Annotated in this window: 16 protein-coding genes; 6 read left to right on the plus strand and 10 right to left on the minus strand. The window is 68.3% G+C overall.

Annotated elements, in window-relative coordinates:
* Positions 1-45: 45 nt before the first annotated feature.
* The 5 genes from folK to ftsH all read right to left on the minus strand — a co-directional run bounded on the left by folK (position 46) and on the right by ftsH (position 4,998).
* Complete coding sequence (gene folK / locus ON40_RS30625; RefSeq protein WP_040828334.1) at positions 46-582, minus strand: 2-amino-4-hydroxy-6-hydroxymethyldihydropteridine diphosphokinase; 537 nt, start codon at positions 580-582, stop codon at positions 46-48.
* Positions 579-983: a dihydroneopterin aldolase gene (folB, locus tag ON40_RS30630; RefSeq protein WP_040828335.1), complete on the minus strand. Its 405-nt coding sequence runs from the start codon at positions 981-983 to the stop codon at positions 579-581. The genes folK and folB overlap by 4 nt, the downstream gene beginning before the upstream one ends.
* On the minus strand, positions 980-1,813 hold the full coding sequence (folP, locus tag ON40_RS30635; RefSeq protein ID WP_051193748.1) for a dihydropteroate synthase: 834 nt from the start codon (positions 1,811-1,813) through the stop codon (positions 980-982). The genes folB and folP overlap by 4 nt, the downstream gene beginning before the upstream one ends.
* A gap of 119 nt (positions 1,814-1,932) precedes the next feature.
* Complete coding sequence (folE, locus tag ON40_RS30640; protein WP_051193749.1) at positions 1,933-2,565, minus strand: GTP cyclohydrolase I FolE; 633 nt, start codon at positions 2,563-2,565, stop codon at positions 1,933-1,935.
* 78 nt (positions 2,566-2,643) lie between these two features.
* Positions 2,644-4,998: an ATP-dependent zinc metalloprotease FtsH gene (gene ftsH / locus ON40_RS30645; RefSeq protein WP_040828336.1), complete on the minus strand. Its 2,355-nt coding sequence runs from the start codon at positions 4,996-4,998 to the stop codon at positions 2,644-2,646.
* Positions 4,999-5,476: 478 nt separating this feature from the next.
* On the opposite strand from ftsH, the gene ON40_RS30650 reads away from it, so the two are divergent.
* Positions 5,477-6,316, plus strand: a complete 840-nt coding sequence (locus tag ON40_RS30650) for a hypothetical protein (protein WP_245568060.1) — start codon at positions 5,477-5,479, stop codon at positions 6,314-6,316.
* A gap of 47 nt (positions 6,317-6,363) precedes the next feature.
* On the opposite strand, the gene ON40_RS30655 is transcribed toward ON40_RS30650, so the two are convergent.
* A complete protein-coding gene (locus tag ON40_RS30655; protein WP_040828339.1) occupies positions 6,364-7,185 on the minus strand; it encodes a DUF1266 domain-containing protein in 822 nt (273 codons plus the stop codon).
* A gap of 159 nt (positions 7,186-7,344) precedes the next feature.
* Here ON40_RS30655 and ON40_RS30660 point away from each other — a divergent pair, with 159 nt between their 5' ends.
* Complete coding sequence (locus tag ON40_RS30660; protein WP_040828340.1) at positions 7,345-7,596, plus strand: DUF2277 domain-containing protein; 252 nt, start codon at positions 7,345-7,347, stop codon at positions 7,594-7,596.
* A gap of 117 nt (positions 7,597-7,713) precedes the next feature.
* Here the strand turns inward: ON40_RS30660 and ON40_RS30665 are convergent, their stop codons facing one another.
* Positions 7,714-9,060, minus strand: coding sequence for a PucR family transcriptional regulator (locus ON40_RS30665; RefSeq protein WP_040828342.1), 1,347 nt, complete (start codon positions 9,058-9,060; stop codon positions 7,714-7,716).
* 687 nt (positions 9,061-9,747) lie between these two features.
* Between ON40_RS30665 and ON40_RS30670 the strand changes: the two genes are divergently transcribed.
* Genes ON40_RS30670 through ON40_RS30680 form a run of 3 tightly spaced genes read left to right on the plus strand, consistent with a single transcriptional unit; the run spans position 9,748 to position 13,011 of the window.
* Positions 9,748-11,274: an aldehyde dehydrogenase family protein gene (locus tag ON40_RS30670; RefSeq protein WP_051193774.1), complete on the plus strand. Its 1,527-nt coding sequence runs from the start codon at positions 9,748-9,750 to the stop codon at positions 11,272-11,274.
* A complete protein-coding gene (locus ON40_RS30675; protein ID WP_040828344.1) occupies positions 11,271-12,110 on the plus strand; it encodes an SDR family oxidoreductase in 840 nt (279 codons plus the stop codon). The genes ON40_RS30670 and ON40_RS30675 overlap by 4 nt, the downstream gene beginning before the upstream one ends.
* Before the next feature lie 25 nt (positions 12,111-12,135).
* Positions 12,136-13,011 carry a PfkB family carbohydrate kinase gene (locus tag ON40_RS30680; RefSeq protein ID WP_040828346.1) on the plus strand — a complete coding sequence of 292 codons (876 nt, stop codon included), beginning with the start codon at positions 12,136-12,138 and terminating at the stop codon, positions 13,009-13,011.
* On the opposite strand, the gene ON40_RS30685 is transcribed toward ON40_RS30680, so the two are convergent.
* Both ON40_RS30685 and ON40_RS30690 read right to left on the minus strand, forming a co-directional pair.
* Positions 12,996-13,679, minus strand: a complete 684-nt coding sequence (locus ON40_RS30685) for a nucleoside/nucleotide kinase family protein (RefSeq protein WP_083896038.1) — start codon at positions 13,677-13,679, stop codon at positions 12,996-12,998. The two genes, ON40_RS30680 and ON40_RS30685, sit on opposite strands and share 16 nt — an antisense overlap.
* Positions 13,680-13,727: 48 nt before the next feature.
* Complete coding sequence (locus ON40_RS30690; protein WP_051193775.1) at positions 13,728-16,145, minus strand: serine/threonine-protein kinase; 2,418 nt, start codon at positions 16,143-16,145, stop codon at positions 13,728-13,730.
* 140 nt (positions 16,146-16,285) lie between these two features.
* Here ON40_RS30690 and ON40_RS30695 point away from each other — a divergent pair, with 140 nt between their 5' ends.
* Positions 16,286-17,704 carry an amidase gene (locus ON40_RS30695; RefSeq protein ID WP_083896039.1) on the plus strand — a complete coding sequence of 473 codons (1,419 nt, stop codon included), beginning with the start codon at positions 16,286-16,288 and terminating at the stop codon, positions 17,702-17,704.
* Positions 17,705-17,716: 12 nt separating this feature from the next.
* On the opposite strand, the gene ON40_RS30700 is transcribed toward ON40_RS30695, so the two are convergent.
* Positions 17,717-18,577 (minus strand): LysR family transcriptional regulator, encoded by an 861-nt coding sequence (locus ON40_RS30700; protein ID WP_040828349.1) that lies wholly within the window; start codon positions 18,575-18,577, stop codon positions 17,717-17,719.
* Between the last annotated feature and the right edge of the window lie 366 nt (positions 18,578-18,943).

Consider the following 18,943-nt stretch of genomic DNA (forward strand, 5'->3'; position numbering starts at 1 on the left):
CCACGGCCTCACTCGTCACGTGCGGTGCGCACGACGCCGCATCCCTCACGACACCGCCCGGCGCAAGGTCAGCTCGGTCAGTCGCACCCCGTCGCGTTCGGCCCGGTCCAGCGCGTCCAGGAGTTCGCGCACCGGACTCGGGCGGCCCTGCACCTCGAGGATCGCATCGGGTTCGACCTCGACCCACGGCACCAGGACGAAGGCGCGGTTGTGCGCCTGCGGATGCGGCAGGGTCAGGGTCGGGTCCAGGCTCCGGCACACCCGCAGCCCCTCGGGCCGATGCTCCGCACACCAGACCACGTCGACGTCGAGAGTCCGTGCGCCCCAGCGCACCTCGCGAACCCGTTCGGCCGCCTGCTCGAGCTCCTGCCCGCGTCGCAACCAGTCTCGCGCGCCCGCGGCCGGATCTTCCACCAGCAGAATGGCATTCAGATAGTTCTCCTGCGGCACCCCGCCCCAGGGCGCGGTCGAGTACACCGAGGACACCCCGACGATCCAGGGCGCGAAGGCGTCCACCACGCTGCGCAGATGGGCCAACCGGTCGCCCAGATTCGAGCCGATCGACAACACCGCCCGACTCATGCCGCACCCGTCCCGGCGGGCTCGGCGGAAACCTCGGCGCGGGTGCGGGTGGCGACCACCCGGACGTCGGCGAAGGTGTGCGGAATCGGGGCCGACGGCTTGTGCACCACCACCTCCGTCGCGGTCACCCGCGGATCGGTCATCACATCGTCGGCGATCTCGCAGACCACCGTCTCGATCAGATTGCGCGGCGGCCCCTGCACGATCGCCACCGCGCGCTCGGCCAGCTCGCCGTAATGCACCGTATGCGAAAGATCGTCCGTCGCAGCGGCTTCGGTGAAATCCATCCACAATGTGATGTCCACCAGGAACTCCTGCCCCTCACGCCGCTCGAAATCGAAACAACCGTGAAACCCGAACGCCCGCAACCCAACCAGCTCTATGCGGTGCTCTCGCGTCATCGGATGGCTCCCTCCGTGGTACCGGATCGATCGGCGGCGCGGGACCAGGCGTCGGTCACGGTAATGGCATCGAGGGATGCGCGCACGTCGTGGACCCGCACGCCCCAGGCGCCGTGTTCGGCGGCCAGCGCGGAAATGGTTGCGGTCGCGACCTCGCGGCCGTCGGGGGGACGCAGGTCCTGGCCCTCGGCCAGCAGCGCGCCGAGGAAACGCTTGCGGGAGGCGCCGATCAGGATCGGCAGTCCGCTCGCCGCATAACGCGGCAGGGCGGCCAGCAGGGCCCAGTTGTGCGCGGCGTTCTTGGCGAAACCCAGTCCCGGATCCAGCACCAGACGATCGGTGTCCACCCCGGCGGCCACCGCGAGATCCACCTGGGTGCGCAACTCGTCCCAGACCTCGGCGACCACGTCGTCGTAGTGATCGGCCGGACCGGTGTGCCGGTAGTCCGCGTTCGCCCGCCAGTGCATCAGGATCCACGGCAGGCCCACCGCGGCGACCACTTTCGCCATATCCGGATCCGCGCGTCCGCCCGACACGTCGTTGACGATCCACACGCCCGCCTCGATCGCGGCCTCGGCGACCCGTGCACGCATGGTGTCCACGCTCGTGGGCACACCCGCCGCGGTCAGCTCCCGGATCACCGGCGTCACCCGAGCGGCCTCGGCGGCGGGATCGACCCGCACCGCGCCGGGACGGGTGGACTCACCACCCACATCGATGATGTCCGCACCCATCGCGTGCAGCGCCAGGCCGTGCGCCACCGCCAGGCTCGGATCCAGATAGCGGCCGCCGTCGGAGAACGAATCGCTGGTGACGTTCACGACACCCATCACCACACACGAACGCCCGTCCCGCGGAAGAATCGGCAACCCGGTGCGGGCTTGGGCACGTGGTGTTCCCCGATCCTCCGTCACGCCCCGGGCGGGCTCGCGATGCGTGGCCAAGGCGCTCACTTCCGGAGTATCAGATCCAGGGCTTCGGCACGCGAGCTGGCGCTGCTCTGCAGCAACCCGCGCACCGCCGACGTGGTGGTGCTGGCGCCGGGCTTGCGGATACCGCGCATCGCCATGCACAGATGCTCTGCCTCGACCACCACGATCGCGCCGCGCGGATCCAGCTTGCGCATCACCGCGTCCGCGATCTGGCTGGTGAGCCGCTCCTGCACCTGCGGGCGCTTGGCGTACAGATCCACCACGCGAGCCAGCTTCGACAACCCGGTCACCCGGCCGTGCGGGCCCGGAATGTATCCGACGTGCGCGACCCCGTGGAAGGACACCAGATGATGTTCACAGGTCGAATACAACGGGATGTCGCGCACCAGGACCAATTCCTGATGCCCTTCGTCGAACGTGGTGTTCAGCACCGCGTCCGGCTCGGTGTACAGGCCCGCGAACATCTCCTTGTAGGCCCGCGCGACCCGGGCCGGGGTTTCGCGCAGCCCGGGGCGATCGGGGTCCTCCCCGACCGCGATCAACAACTCCCGCACCGCGGCCTCGGCACGAGCCTGATCGAAACCACGTCCCGTGCCGAGCGCGACCAGGTCGGTGGCTACGCCGGAGTACCCATTGTTTTCGGCCGACACTCGAGGACACCTCCACAAAAATCCTTGGATACCGGGCAAACTTCCGGTACCCCGACCGTCGAGCCTAACCACCACCGGTCAGTTACGGCCGTTCGGTCCGTCCCATTCGCCGCCCTCGCCCTCGCGGGGCATGGTGTATCCGGCATCCTCCGGATCGGCCTGCTGATGCTGCGGCCGCTGATAGCGCTGCCCGCCACCGGTAGCCCAGCCGCCGTTGTTCTGCTCGCCGCCGTACCCCGGCTGCTGCGCGGCGTCCTCCTGCGGCGGCCAGCCCGGAGCCGACCAACCCGCCGGAGCGCCGTAATCGGGCCGGGAGCCGTGCGTACCGCCCTGGTTCGGATAAGCGGGCGGCTGACCCTGGTATCCGGGCGGCGGAGTCTGGTACCCCGGCTGCGGCGCGGGATGACCCGGCTGCTGGTTGCGGTACGCCTCCTGCGGATATCCGTTGGCCGGAACCGGCTGCGGCGCAGCGGCTTCCAGCGCCTCGTCCGGCCACGGTTCGCCGCGCTCGGCGGCCAGCTCACGCGGGGTCTTCACCGGCGGACGATCCGAGGGGACGCGCTCGCCGAAGTCGTTGAACGCGGTGATCCGCGGACGCTTGACGACGGTGGTGAGCACCTGCTCGAGTTCCTTGCGGTGCAACGTCTCCCGCTCGAGCAGCGCGGTGGCCAGCGAATCGAGCTCGTCGCGGTACTCGTTGAGGATCGCCCACGCCTCGGTGTGCGCGGCCTCGATGAGGTTGCGCACCTCCTCGTCGATCTCGCGGGCCACCTCGTGCGAGTAGTCCGAATTCGTTCCCATCGACCGGCCCAGGAACGGGTCGCCCTGCTCCTGTCCGTACCGCACCGCGCCCAGTCGGGCGCTCATGCCGTATTCGGTCACCATCGCGCGAGCGATCTTGGTCGCCTGGTCGATATCCGAGGACGCGCCGGTGGTCGGCTCGTGGAACACCAGTTCCTCGGCCGCGCGACCGCCCATCGCCATCACCAGGCGGGCGATCATCTCCGACCGGGTCATCAGGCCCTTGTCGTCCTCGGGCACCGTCATCGCGTGACCGCCGGTGCGGCCGCGGGCCAGGATGGTGACCTTGTAGACCGGCTCGATATCCGGCATCGCCCAGGCGGCCAGGGTGTGCCCGCCCTCGTGGTACGCGGTGATCTTCTTCTCGTGCTCGCTGATGATGCGGCTCTTGCGGCGCGGGCCGCCGATGACGCGGTCCACCGACTCCTCGAGCGACGGACCGGTGATGACGTTCCCGTGCTCACGCGCGGTGAGCAGCGCGGCCTCGTTGATCACGTTGGCCAGATCCGCGCCGGACATGCCGACGGTGCGCTTGGCCAGACCGTCCAGGTCGGCGTCGGACGCGATCGGCTTGCCCTGCGAGTGCACCCGCAGGATCGCGCGACGTCCGGCCAGATCCGGATTGCTGACCGGGATCTGCCGATCGAACCGGCCCGGTCGCAGCAGCGCCGGATCCAGGATGTCGGGCCGGTTGGTGGCCGCGATGATGATGACGCCGGTGCGATCGCCGAAGCCGTCCATCTCGACCAGCAACTGGTTCAGCGTCTGCTCGCGCTCGTCGTGGCCGCCGCCCAGGCCCGCGCCGCGCTGGCGGCCGACCGCGTCGATCTCGTCCACGAAGATGATGCAGGGGCTGTTCTGTTTGGCCTGGTCGAACAGGTCGCGCACGCGGGACGCGCCGACACCGACGAACATCTCCACGAAGTCCGAACCGGAGATGGTGAAGAACGGCACACCCGCCTCGCCCGCGACCGCGCGCGCCAGCAGCGTCTTACCGGTGCCGGGCGGGCCGTACAGCAGCACGCCCTTCGGAATCTTCGCGCCCAGGGCCTGGTAGCGAGCCGGATTCTGGAGGAAGTCCTTGATCTCGTAGAGCTCCTCGACCGCCTCGTCCGCCCCGGCCACATCGGTGAAGGTGGTCTTGGGCATGTCCTTGGACAGCTGTTTGGCCTTGGACTTGCCGAAGCCCATCATGCCGCCGCGACCACCGCCCTGCATGCGGGCCATCACGAAGACGAACACGATCAGCAGCGCGACCATCGGCAGCACGAACAGCAGCACCTGGGTGAGCCAGCTGTCCTGTTTGACCGTCGTGTTGAACGGCGCGCCGGAGGCCTGCACATCCTTGAGGATCTGCGCGGACACCTCGCTGCCGCCCGGATACTTCGCGATGATCTGGGTCTGGTTGCTGGTCGCGTCGTTGCCCTTGTTCAGGGTGATGCGCAGCTGCTGCTCTTTGTCGTCGATCTGGACTTGATGGACGTTGGCCTTGTCGGCGAGCTGAGTGAGCGCCACCGATGTGTCGACGTTCTTCCAGCCGCGCGTGTCGTTGCTGAAATAGCTGACCAGATAGATCACGAGCAGGATGCCCGCGACTATGGCCAGGTTGCGAAACACTGTCTTGCGGTTCATAGAGCGTCGGCCGGCGGGCCAGTCCTTTCCGGTGATTCCGGTGTATGCCTGCGTGCGTCGCGGTGCGTCCGCACCATCAACCCGCCCCGGTCGGAGCGAACGGATGCGGACACGCCACGTTACCGCGTACGGTCTAACCGATACATCGCGCAGTTCGGCAGCTAATGCAGTTCAACAGGTAAACGGTCGGAGAACGCAGCTGGTTCCCCGGCTTGTACTCGGGCAGACACCCCGCGGCGTCTGCCCAAGCAGTCACAATCATGGCATGCACCACCTATTGTGAGCGACAACACAACCCTGTGGTGTGAACGATGGGTCCGGCGGTAGCTTGTCCTCCCGCCACCGGAGCCCGCGAGCACCGCAAGTCAGACAGAGCGCAGGGGGTATGGACATAGTCGAGCTACGGACACCCACAGCGATACTGCGCCACGGCGCCGGGCGGCTTCAGGTCCTGCGACCGGGCGCCGAAGGCGAGCGCGTGCTCGATGTTCCGGTCTCCGACCTGCTCAAGGTCCGGCTCAACCGGCGTGTCGACGACGCGGTCGTCATCGAGATCTACCTCCGATATCCCAGTCCGGTCCTGACCGGCGTGCCCGCCGACCGCACCCCGCTGCCGGTGCTGATCGCCGAGCACGACATGCCGACCGCGACCGTGATCGTGGAGCGCCTGAACAACCAGATCCTGGAGACCCAGCGCATCGATATGTCGGTGCCCGATCTCACACCTCCGGCGCCGGCGTGGGGCAAATCCGGCCCGACGCGCGCCGATGTGGACCGCGCGGTCCGCCGGATGGCGCCTCGGCGCGAGGCCAGGACGGCGATCGGCGCGTTGCACCAGATGGTCGGCCCCGACGAGTTCGCCTTGGAGACCGCATTGGCCGCGGCGACACCGCCCACCGGGCGCGGGCGCGGCCTGCTCGCCGTCACCACCGAGCGGCTGCTGTTCCTGTCCGTCGGGGTGGCCGAGAGCTACGCCTACGAGGTGCCGGTTTCGGCGCTGCTGTCGGCGCGGCAGGTGGATCAGCCCGCCGAGGAGGGCGCGGATCCCTCCGCCGAATTCGGCATGTCCGTCTACGACGGCAACCAGACGATGTACTTCACCGGCGCGGACCGGGCCGATACCGATCGCATGGTCGGCGCGCTCAACTTCGCCATCCAGCGCGAATCGGCGGACGGCGCGGTCGCCCCACCCGATCCCGGTGTATCGCAGCTGTATTCGGAGTGGGAACTGCTGGTGGAGCGGCATTCGCTCGGCATGGTCGACGATTCGCAGTTCCAGCGTTACGGACGCGGGATCCTGCGCTCGCTGCCGGACTGAGTTCACCGGCGGGCGGATTCACCCGGAATTCGAGTGAATCCGCGTGCTCACTCCGATTGCAGGCTGATCCGACGCCACGGTGAGGTCTCGCGCTGCCACAGGCGGATGAGCTCCAGCCGCCGGTCGACGCCGCCGGATTTGAGTTCGGCCAGGTCTTCACACGCCTGCCAGTAGGTCCAGCCGGTCAGGTAGGCGTCGCCGAACTGTCGCCAGTTGCGGTAGCGGCGTTGCGCGGGGGTCAGAGCGCGCATCACGTATTCCCAGGCCACGTCGGCGTCGAGGTATCCGGCGGTGAAGGCCATCCTGGCCACCGCGACGACGCGGGCCAGATCCCATGCCTGGATGTCCGCGGGCAGCGGCTGGACCAGATGGTCGACCAGATCCAATTTGATGGCCTGGGACCAGATGTCGTAGTCGCGCACCAGCGCCTCGGGATTGTCCATCCCCCGAAACGCCCCGACCTGACGCAGGAAGGCCCGTTGCTTGTCGGCCCGCTCGCCGAAACGATCCCGCTCGGGCGAGTTGATCCCGGCCATGACCAGCGGATGCACCATCGCGTACAGCGGGGAGTGCATCCCGTCCAGGAGTTGTTCCATCGAGGCCATCGCCTCGGCCCCGTCGGTGATGCCCCACGCGCCGGTCAGCGTATCGATGGCCAGCTCGCGCCGGTCGCCGAGCGGATGCTCGCGCTCGGGTCCGAGCAGCAGCGCGTCGTGGAACGCGTCCCAGCGCGCCGAATAGAACGCGCCCAGCGACAGGGCCCGCAGCTCGTCGTCGGAGATCTGCGCGCCGGACCAGTGATCGTCCTCGCGCCGATCGAGTTCTTCGTAGGGGAAGGTGGTCAGTGTCGGCAGGTCGCGGGCAGCCATATCTCCGATTGTGTCCCATCTGTCTCGGCCGGGCCCGCTATTCCGCGGACAGTGTCTGAATGCCGACGCTTCGCTGGCCAAAATTCCGCAACGCAGAGTTTTCACATTGGCTGCTCGTTGCGCTGTCATGAGACCCGAGCGAGGGCTAGTCTCGGCGCCATGTGTAGGAACATCACCGTCCTGCGTGGGCTGGAACCTGCCGCGACCGATCAGGAGATCTTCGCGGCAGCGCAGCAGTACGTGCGGAAGGTCGGTGGGCTGACGGGGCTGTCCTCGACGACGAAACCGGCCTTCGACAAGGCGGTCGCGGCTGTCGCGGCGGCGACCACCACGCTGCTGGCCGAACTGCCCGAGCGCCGGGTGCCGCCGTCGACCGAGCCGCCGCTGCGCCGCCTCGCCGCCACCGACTGACGCCGCGGCCCCGACCGGGCACGCCGCACCCGCGCTCTCGCGGGTAGCTCGCGTGCCCACCACATGCCGTTCCCGAACGGCATCGCGTTCCCGGCCGGGTCGCACGACCCGACCGTGTCAAGCGTGCTCTCGGACTCCGTACACCGCCGCGCAGTCCAGGGCGATTTCCAGATGCAGGCTGCGTTCCTCGATCGGCCGGCCGAGCAGTTCGGTGATTCGCCGCAGTCGATAACGAACCGTGTTCCGGTGCACACCAAGCTCTTTGGCCGCCGCGTCCGGGCTCCGGCGGCAGCGCAGGTAGGCGTGCAGGGTTTCGCGCAGGCGCGCGGCGTTCACTCCCGGCCGAGCCAGCGCACCCAGTTCCCGCTCGATCAGCGCGCGCATCGCGGCCTCGTCGGCTCCGGCCAGATAGGCCACCTCGACCTGTGGATAACACAGCACCCGGCCGAGATCGACGACCGCGCGTTCGGCGACCTGACGCGCGGCCACCGCCTCGCGGTGACTCTCCCGGAATCCGGCGACCTGCGCGGCCGGACCGCCGACGGCGATCCGCACCGGGGGCTCGACGGTGGCGGGCAGCCGATCGAGGCCGGTGCCGGCCTCGACGCCGATCCACGCCCACAGCGCGGTCGCCCCGGACGGGATGGTGAGGGCGCCGCCGCCGAGCGCCGTAGCCAGTCGCGCGACCACGCGTTCGAGGGTTCCGAAGATCTCCGCATCGCCGGGGTCGGCCGCGGGTTGTGCAGGGCGCCCGGCTACGACGGCGTCGCCGACGAGCCGGGCAACGCCACCGCCGAGCGTGCCGATGTCACCGCCGGGCACAGCGACCCGCGGCTGCTGTTCGTCGGTCCACAGCACACAGGCGATATGCCGTCCGGAGAGGCGGTAGCCGAGCCGGGCGGAGGTGGATTCGAGGTCCGGGTTCGCACCGGCCAGCAGGGAACGCACGATCTCGGTGCGTTGGTTCAACGCGGCGCGCAGGCCCCGCTCGCGTTCCTGCATGTACGTCCCGGTGAGCGCTTCGACCGAACTGCTCACCCACAGACTGGACCGCTCGAACAGGCGCAGCAGCACCGCACGTTCGATATCCGGTGGGGGATGGCGTTTTTCGAGCGTCTCGGTCATGTATTCCAGCACGGCTTCCTGGCCGAGGTGGTAGACACGGAGCAGCAGTCGCAGATCGTGACCGCGCCGGGCGACCGTACGGGCGAAGGCGTACGCCTCGGGCGGTACCGGGTAGTCCATCCGGTCCTGGGTCAGCCCGCCCAGCATCACCAGGGCGTGCGCGCGCGTACTGGCCGCCAGATCGCGGCGCATGTCCCGATCGGTGAGTTCGGGCAGCCGCCCGACGATCGCGGTGTCCAGCCGGTCCACGACCTGATCGAGGGTTTCGGTGCGCAGAGTTTCGGCGACGAAATCGGCGATCCACTGCCGAACCACCACGGCGGTCTGCGCCCTCGTCACGCCACACCCTCCGATTTGTCCCCGATGCACAAAAACGCCGGGAATAGTTGACCGTAACTGCCAAGAACTCCGCACCCGATTGTGCCACGATCATAGGCCAGTGAACTGATTCACATTTGCCCCGAAGTAGCCCACGTGGGAGACCAGATCGTGTCCGAATCCGAACCGCGCAAGCCCGCGGCCCGCAAGTCCACCGGCAGCACCCCGGCGCGGAAAACCACCAAATCCACAGCAGCGAAGAAGACCACCACCGCGAAATCCACCCAGCCCAAAACCGCAGCCGCGAAACGCACACCGCCCGAGAAGTCCACGCCGAAGCGCGCTGCGTCCGAAAAGACCACGAACACGACAACACCCGAAACAGGCAGCGACGTCTCGGCCGACAGCACGGCCGAAGACACAGCCGCCATCGCGAGCACAACTGCCGCGGCGAACACCCCGCCCGAAAACACCTCGGTGACAACGGATGGTCACAGCGCTGCGTCCAACGAGAAAGCCGCAGAGACGAATACGACCTCCGATACCCCCACCGCGAAGGGCACTACCGCCGACGAGGAAGTCGCTCCTCAGAGCAGTGCGGAGCAGAGTGTCAGCGCCGAGAACACCACGGCCGCAAGCGGATCAGGCGTTGACGTCGCCGCGGACCGACGGGCCGATAGCGGGGATCCAGGTGCGGCGGACGGTGACATCACCGTGCACAATCCGGCTACCGGGGAGGTTGTCGGGACGGTTCCGGCGCAGTCGGCCGCTGAGGTTGCGGCGGCGGTTCGGGAGTTGCGGCTGTATCAGCCCGAATGGGAGGCGATGGGGGCCGACGGGCGCAAGAAGTGGCTGTTGAAGCTGCAGGATTGGTTGATCGACAACACCGATCGGCTGGCCGACGTGGTGCAGTCCGAGACGAGCAAGCCCCGGGTGGACGCGCTGATCGATCCGAGTTTCGCGGTGGATCTGCTCGGCTACTACGCCCGGCGGGCCGGGAAGTTCCTGGCCGACGAGCATCCCTCGCCGCACAGTCCGCTGGGCCGGGTCAAGCGGCTGACCACGGCGTATCGGCCGTATCCGGTGGTCGGGATCATCACGCCCTGGAACTTCCCGCTGGCCATGCCCGCGCTGGATGTCATTCCGGCGCTGGCCGCGGGGGCCGCGGTGCTGCTCAAACCCTCGGAGGTGACGCCGCTCTCGGCGCTCGAGCTGGCGCGCGGCTGGGCCGAGATCGGTGCGCCGCCGGTGTTCGCGGTGGTCACCGGAGCCGGGGAAACCGGTGCGGCCGTGGTGGATTCGGTCGATTACGTGCAGTTCACCGGTTCCACCGCGACGGGTAAGCGGATCGCCACGGCCTGCGCCGAACGGCTCGTGCCCTACAGCCTGGAACTGGGCGGCAAGGATCCGGCGATCGTGCTCGCCGACGCCGATATCGACCGTGCCGCATACGGAGTCGCGTTCGGCGGACTGTTCAACTCGGGTCAGGTGTGCATCTCGGTGGAGCGGGTGTACGTCGAGGCCCCGATCTACGACGAATTCGTCGACAAGCTCACCGCCCACGTGCGCGAGCTGCGGCAGGGCGCGGACGGCCGCGAGCCGGAACACGAACTGGGCGCGATGGCGAACGAGGCGCAGAAGAACATCGTCGCCCGGCACGTCCAGGACGCGATCAGCAAGGGCGCCAGGGTGTTGACCGGCGGCAAGGCGACCGGGGTGGGCACCTTCTTCGAACCCACCGTGCTGGTCGACGTCGATCACGAGATGACGTGCATGACCGAGGAGACCTTCGGTCCCACGCTGCCGGTCATGAAGGTCGCCGACGAGGCCGAAGCCGTTGCGCTGGCGAACGATTCGATCTACGGCCTGTCCGCGTCGGTGTGGACCGGCGACAAGTCGCGCGGGGAACGCGTTGCGCGGCAGCTGAATGCGGGCGCGGTCAACATCAACGACGTATTCGCCAACCTGTTCAACTTCGCCCTGCCGATGGGCGGCTGGCAGCAGTCCGGCGTCGGCGCGCGCTGGGGCGGTGCGGAGGGTCTGCGCAAATACTGTCGCAAACAGGCGATCACGACGCCGATCCTGCCGACCCAGCAGAAGGAGCCGTTCTGGTTCCCGTACAGCTCGGGAAAGCTCGTCTTCGCACTGTCCGCCATGCGCGCGGCGGGCGCGCGCGGCATGCGCCGACTGGGCGTATTCGATGTGATCAACACCGTTGGAGGTAAGGGTAAATGACCGATGTGAGCATCATCCGCGGCAAGGTCGTGGTGATCACCGGCGGTGCGCGCGGCATCGGCCTGTCCACCGCGAAGGCGCTGCAGAAGCTCGGTGCGAAGATCGCCATCGGCGATATCGACGAGACGGCGGTCAAAGAGTCCGGCGCCGCATCGGATTTCGAGCATTACGGCCCGCTGGATGTCACCGATCAGCGGTCCTTCAACGACTTTCTGGACGAGGTCGAACGGCAGCTGGGCCCGATCGACGTACTGATCAACAATGCCGGAATCATGCCCACCGGCAAGCTGATCGACGAGCCGGACGCCCTGACCCGCCGGATTCTGGACATCAACGTCTACGGCGTCATCCTGGGGTCAAAACTGGCCCTGGCGCGCATGCTGCCGCGGCACAGCGGGCACATCATCAACATCGCCTCGCTGGCCGGTGAGACCCACATTCCGGGCCTGGCCACCTACAACGCCAGCAAGCACGCGGTCCTCGGCTTCAGCGACACGTTGCGCGAGGAGTATCGCGGCAGCGGGGTGGCGATCTCCTCGGTGCTGCCGACGCTGACCAACACCGATCTGGGTTCGGGCGTCACCGCGCCCAAACTGCTGCGCGCGGCCGAGCCGGAGGAGATCGCGACGGCCATCGTGCAGATGCTGGCCTCGCGCCGGTCGAAGGTCCGGGTAACCACCGTGGCCGGGGTGATCTCGCAGATCGTCGGGCTGCTGCCGCAATCGGTCGGCGATGCGATCGGCCGCTCGCTGGGCTCGCAGCGCGCCTTCCTCGACGATGTCGACGCCACGGCGCGCAAGAAGTACGAGGACCGGGTGCGCGGCACCGAGGAGTAGCGGGCTCGCGCGCTAGGGTCGTGCCATGGCAACAGCGGTGTTCGTCGGGCTGTCCACGCTCGATATCGCCTATTCGGTAGCGCGGTATCCGCAGGAGGATTCCAAGACCCGGGCCCAGGACCAGTTCCTGGGCGCCGGGGGTCCGGCAGCCAATGCGGCGGTCGCCTACGCGGCGCTGTCCGGACGGACACCGGCGCTGGTCACCGCACTCGGCGAACATCAACTGGCCCAACTGATCCGGCAGGATCTGGACGATTTCGGCGTCGCCCCGATCGATGCGACACCCGGCGCGCGGCATCGCCCGCCGGTGTCCTCGATCGTGGTGGCGACCGAAACGGGCACGCGCACAGTTGTTTCCGTTGACGGATCGCAGATCGTCGCCCCCTTCGATCCGGCCCACGTGGGCCCGATCAACGACGCGTCGGTGGTCCTGGTCGACGGCCACTATCCCGAACTGGCCTTCGGTTTCGCCACCGCCGCCCGCAAACGCGGTATCCCGGTGATCCTCGACGCCGGACGTTGGCGGGACTCCCACGCCGGTCTGCTGCCGCTGGTCGACATCGCCATCTGCTCGAAGGATTTCGCGCCGCCCGGCCACACCGACGGCCTGTTCGACCACCTGCATGCGCAGGGTGTGCGGTACGCCGCGGTGACCCACGGCGACGAACCCATCACCTATTCGACGCTCGATGAGCGCGGCGCGATCGAGGTGCCATCCGCCGCGGCGGTCGACACGCTCGGCGCCGGAGATATCCTGCACGGCGCGTTCTGTCACTATCACGTTGCGGGCCAAGCTTTTCCACAAGCGCTACGCAGCGCCGCCGCCATCGCGACCCTGTCCTGCGCACACCTCGGCACGCGCGCGTGGATTCGCGCCCTGCCCGATCAAGCGAGCCGATAGTGCGGCCCGTCGCCGTACAGCACCAGATCCGCGCGATCGCGGGTCGCGGCGACCAGTTCGGCGTTCAGCAGATCGCTCCGGGCGACCTTGGCCTCGGCGAATCCGGCGCTTTTACCGCCGCGAATATGCCTTTGCAGCAACCGATTCCGTAATGTCTCGACCGGAACGTCCAGATACCAGACCTCGTCGAGACAGTGCCGCACCGCCGACCAGCGCGCGGCGCCGACATCGCCGAGCAGCAGATAGTTCCCCTCGGTGATGACGATCGTCTGCCGGTCGAACACCACCCCACCGGGCACCGGATCGTGCCGTTCCCGGTCGTACAGCGGCCACGGAACCGCTTGTCCCGGAGATGTTTCCCGCAGTCGGCGCAAACCGGCGAGATATCCGGCGACATCGAAGGTGTCCGGCTCCCCCTTGCGCGCCGTGGCCCCGGCGATCCGCAACTCGGCATTGCTCAGATGGAATCCGTCCATCGGCGCGACCGCGGCAACCGCGGCTCCGGCCAGCGCGTTCACCGCATCCCGCAGCGCTCCGGCGAACGTGGACTTACCGGCACCCGGCGGCCCGGCGATCCCGAGTATGAACCGCCCGTCGACCCGCTGCGCATGTTCCCGCACCCGCCGCGCCAGACCGTCGAGGGACATCTCGACCTCGTTGCGAGTCATGACGCCGACCCTACCGACCGCAGCGCACCCGCTCGGCCGGGATCCCGCTCACCGCCGACCGGACCCCACCGAGCTTCGTTCGGCATGCTGCGCCACACCCGGATCCACCACCCGCTGCAACGCCTGCAGGTCCGCTTCGAGGGCACGGAACAGCACGTAGGCGAGCAGGAAGGCGATGATCGCGCCGACGCACAGCACACGCACGGTCGGGATCACCGATTGGATGTCCTGCGAGGACAGGAAGGTCAAGCCGGCGACGGCCAGCAGCGGCACCGAGGCGGCCATGGCCAGGAAGGCGGTGCAGCGGCGGCCGAGACGGCGCAGGTGCGCGGCATCGTCGGTGGCGATGTCGCCGTGCCGCAGGAACATCGGATAGATGCATCGAATCGTGTAGAAGTTGACCAGGAAGTACGGGTAGGCCACGGCCATCGCACCGCAGATGAGCAGCGAGGCCAGGAAGTGCACCACTATCGACGCGGTGACCTCACCGGTCACGACCTGCAGCGTGATCGGGAAGGTGAGCGCGGCCAGGCTCCACAGCGAAAAGCACACCAGCACAGCGCGATCGCCCAGCAGCAGGGCCGCGGATCTGGCCTCGGCGAGCACCGTCGGATCCACATCGTGTCCCTTGCGCAGTCTGCGCGGCACGCTGAACAACCGCCGCGACAGATACACCACCACCAAGATCCCGATCGGGAAGAACACTCCGTTGACGATGGTGGTCAACCCGATGAAGTAGTGCTGTGCCGGAATGCTGAGCCGATCGATGATCAACATCCGGTTGTGCTGGATATTGAACAGCGAGGCAATCACGTTCGGCATACCGATGGCCAGCACCACCACCGGCACCAGCCAGGCACGCGCGCGCAACCGCCAACTCGACGGCGGCGGATCGACCAGATCCCGGCCCCGCTTGTCCAGGCAGAGTTCGAACTGCTGGGCCAGTTCCGCGCCGTCGGTCCAGCGCCGCTCGCGATCGGATTCGAGGCAGGTCAGCAGGACCCGGCGCAGCGCGGCCGGACAGTCCGGTGGAATCCGGTCCATGGCGAGGCGGCCGACTCCGGAGCGGCGGCGTTTCAGCATCGCCGACAGGGTGGTGGTATCGCCCGCTTCGCTCGCGCTGGTGTCATCGAACGGCTTTGCGCCGGTGAGCAATTCCCACAACACCACGCCGAGCGAGTAGATGTCCGAGCGGGTGTCCAGATCCGCGGCGGTGCGCTCGCGCTCGGGATGACATGCCTCGAGCTGTTCGGGCGACATGTACGCCAGCGAGCCGCCGAAGTAGGCGACCGGACTGTCCCCGGCGATCGAGCGACTGAAACTGATGTTGAAATCCGCGAGCTTGGGCACCGCTTCCGCGGTCAGCAGCACGTTGGCCGGTTTCACGTCCCGATGCAGCACCCCCTGCGCGTCGGCGTAGCACAGCGCCTCGGCGAGCCGGCGACCGAGCCAGGCGACGGTCTCCGGCCACGACAGATTCGAAATCTCCGCGCGCACACTGGAATCCGCGGGCCGGATCTCCCCCTTCTCCTCCATCGCCGCGTCCACCGCGTCCAGCAGCAGCTGTCCGGTGCGCTGTTCGGGCGGGGTGGCCCGGACCCAGCGCAGCACGCTCAGCAGCGTCCCGCCGGGCAGGAACTGCATGTACAGCAGCCGCAGGCGGCGCGAGGCCGGATCGCCGATACCGGGATCCTCCAGCAGACGCTGATCGAACACCCGCACGATGTAGTCGTGGTCGAGCTGGGCGAGGGTCTGCGGTTCGGTGCCGCGATCCGCGGAGATCTTCACCGCCACCAGGCGTTGCAGGGTGCGCTGCCGGGCCAGGAACACCCGTGCGAACGCGCCGCTGCCCAATCCGGTCAGCAGATCGAAGTCGTCCACCCGCTGGCCGATCTCGAAACGATCCAGAGCGTCGCCGGAGGGAGCCAGCGGCGCGGCGGTCAGCGCGGCGGTGGTGCGGGTCGCCTCCGCATCCCCGATGCTGGTGACCGTCAGCTCCGGGCCGGCCCGGCGGGTACTGAGATCCTCGTCGTCGGCGTTGAGCAACTCCCGCAGCTCGACGGCCTGATCGGGATATTCGCGCAGGCATTCGCGCGGGTCCACCCGATCGCCGCTGTGCCGGCGGATGACGAATTCCTCGTAGACCAGTCCCGCCGGGATGAGGCGCGGCACGAGTTCCGGAAATTCCGCACAGTAGTCGCGCAGCCGCTTGGGCACGGACGCCTGCGGTAGCGGTTCGGCGTCCCGGCGTCCCAGCGGATTGCGCAGCCAGCGCTGCCGCAGATCGACGCGGATCAGCTCGACCAGTGCGCCCAGTCGCAGCGTCTGCGCATCGGGCAGGTAGTCCGCGATCTGCGGCGGGCCCCCGGCGGACTCCCAGGCTTCGGCGAATTCGGCCACGGCGGCGAATTCCACCCCGACCGCGACCCGGCCCAACCGGTCGTCGGCATCGGAACTGTTACTCATCTGCACACCTACCACCTGGACCCGACGTGAGATTCCGCCACACCCCACATCATCATCCCCCCGCCGCCGCCGAAATGATAATTTGCGCATCAGCACCGAATCAGCCCATATCGACCACGACGCGACGGGGGCTCGACAGTATGCACAACGAGGGCTCCGCGGTAGCGGACGCAACTGCGGCCACGTCGGTGTCACCCGCGGCACGGGCGGTACCGGCCGGTCATCCGGAAACGGCCATTGACGTCGCGGCGGCGGTTCGCGACGGAACCGCCGATCCCGGACGGGTCGTCGAGGCGGCCCTCGAGCGCATTCGCCGCGCAGACCCGGTGATCGGCGCTTTCACCGTGGTCCGAACCGAACAGGCCGCCGCGGAGGCCCGCGCGGTGGCCGAGCACGCCGACCTGGAGGCGCTACCGCTGGCGGGTGTGCCGATCGCGGTGAAGAACAACATCGATGTCACCGGTGAGGTGACCCGGGGCGGTTCGCTGGCGGGCGGCGAACGTCCGGCCACGGCGGATCATCCGGTGGTGCGGCGGTTGCGCGCGGCGGGCGCGGTGATCGTGGGGCTCACCGAACTGTGCGAATTCGGGCTGTTCGGCACGACCGACACCGCCGAGCGAATCACCCACTCCCCCTGGAACATTCGTTACAGCGCGGGCGGATCCTCGGGTGGGGCCGCGGCGGCGGTCGCGGCCGGGCTGATTCCGGTGGCGCACGGGAACGACGGCCTGGGCTCGGTCCGCATCCCGGCCGCGGCCTGCGGCGTGCTCGGGGTGAAACCCGGCCGCGGCGTGGTGCCCGCCGAGGTGGGCCTCGACTCCTGGGGCGGGATGACCGAGAACGGCGTGCTGGCGACCACCGTCGCCGACGCGGCGCTGATGTTGTCGGTGCTGGCCGATCAGCCCGCGCTGGCCGACCTGGAACCGCCGGCCGGACTGCGCGTCGCGCTGGCCGTCGGTTCGCCCTCGCGGCTGATCCGGGTCGACGAGCAGTGGGTGCGGGCCGCCTCCGATGCCGCGCTGACCGCACGGGCCGCCGGGCACACCGTGCAGGAGGAGCAACTGCCGTATTCCGGTGCGGCGCTCGCGCTCGCGCTGCGCTGGGTCGGCAATGCCGCGCGAGAGGCGGCGGCGGTAGCCCATCCGGAGCGACTACAGCAGCGCACCCGCACACATGCCGCTGTAGGCCGTGCGGTGTTGCGCGCCGGATTGATCCGTGCCGGGCAGGTCGATCGCATCGAATCCCGGCTGTTGGACTTCTTCGATCACCACGATGTGGTGATCACCCCGACGCTGGCCTGCCCGCCGCCGCGCGCAGCGGCCTGGCATCGTCGCGGCTGGTTGATGAATATGCTTGCGAGCGTTCGATTCTCGCCGTTCACGCCGCTGTGGAATCTGGTCGGCTGGCCCGCGTTGAGCATCCCGATGGGACTGCATCCGCGCACCGGAACACCGGTTGCCGCGCAACTGGCGGGCCCGCCGGGCAGCGAATCGACCCTGCTGCGCCTGGCCGCCCAACTCGAGTCCGAACGCCCCTGGCAGCGGACAGCCACTCCCTGACCAGGCCCCTTCTCAGAAGCCTCCGGCCAAAACTCGGTTGGCGAAGTCGAGGATGGTGGCGCGGTCGTCGTCGGCGCGCCAGGCTACGGCCAGCTCGCACGGGGGCAGTCCCGCGACCGGACGCGCGGTCAGGCCCGGCCAGCGGTACATCGGCACATTGCTCTCGGCCAGCAGACATACACCCAGGCCCAGGCTGACCGCCTCGAGCCGCTCCTCCGCGGTCGCGGCCTCGCCGCCGACCTTCGGCGCACGACCGCCGCGCGCGTCGTTGCCCAGCCAGAATTCGCGTGCGGCGCCCGCCTCGGGCGGCATCGCGACGAAAGACTCCTCGGCCAGTTCGGCGAATTCGATGGTGTCGCGGTCGGCCAGCGGATGGTTCTCCGGCAGCAGCACCCAGCGCGTTTCGGTGCGCAGCACTCGCCAGCGGTAGCGGCCGATGTCGGGGACCGGAAGCCACATCAGCGCCAGATCGGCCTGTCGTCCGGCCAGTCCGCTGGACGGATCGGTCCAGGACGCGGAGTGCAGGGCGAGCCGATGTCCGCTGGCGCTCTCCAGATCGGCGATGAGCCCGCGCCCGATCGAACTCTCGATGCCGATGCGCAGCACCTCGCCGGCTTCCTGCAGCGCGACGTTGGTGACCTCCCACAGGTCGAGGATCTTGCGCGCGCCCTCGAGCAGTTCCTTACCCGCGACGGTGAGCGCCACACTGCGCTGATTGCGATCGAACAGCACCACATCGAGCTGACGTTCGAGCTGACGGATCTGCCGCGACAGGGTGGGTTGAGCGATGTGCAGCCGCTGAGCGGCATTGGTGAAGTGCAGTTCCTCAGCGACGGCGACGAAATACCGCAGGTCGCGCAAATGCGGGTCCATAGCACCTTGCTATCAGAATCGAGGTTGAAAATCCAGCCGTATCGAGCCCTCGAGTCCGAATAAAAGGACAGAAACAGCCGATAGGTTTGTTAAGGACAGCATATGGCGTGACGAAACCGAATGTGCACCCACCTCAGCGAACCCCCGGACAACCCACCCCGCGCCGAATCGCATTGCAGACGAAACCGACCAAACAGCAACAACTCGCGAATCCCCCACCGAAATCTCCCCACGGCCGCCGCCGAAGCACCCCGTCTCGGAACCCCAGCAACCCCGCCGGAAAACAGTCCGACAGGTACCGTTACCAAACGGTGATTTTGGTCACATTTCCGCAGGTTGGACCCCCTGACCCACCACACGGAGACC

This window comes from Nocardia jiangxiensis NBRC 101359 (assembly GCF_000308615.1).
Taxonomy (GTDB): Bacteria; Actinomycetota; Actinomycetes; order Mycobacteriales; family Mycobacteriaceae; genus Nocardia; species Nocardia jiangxiensis.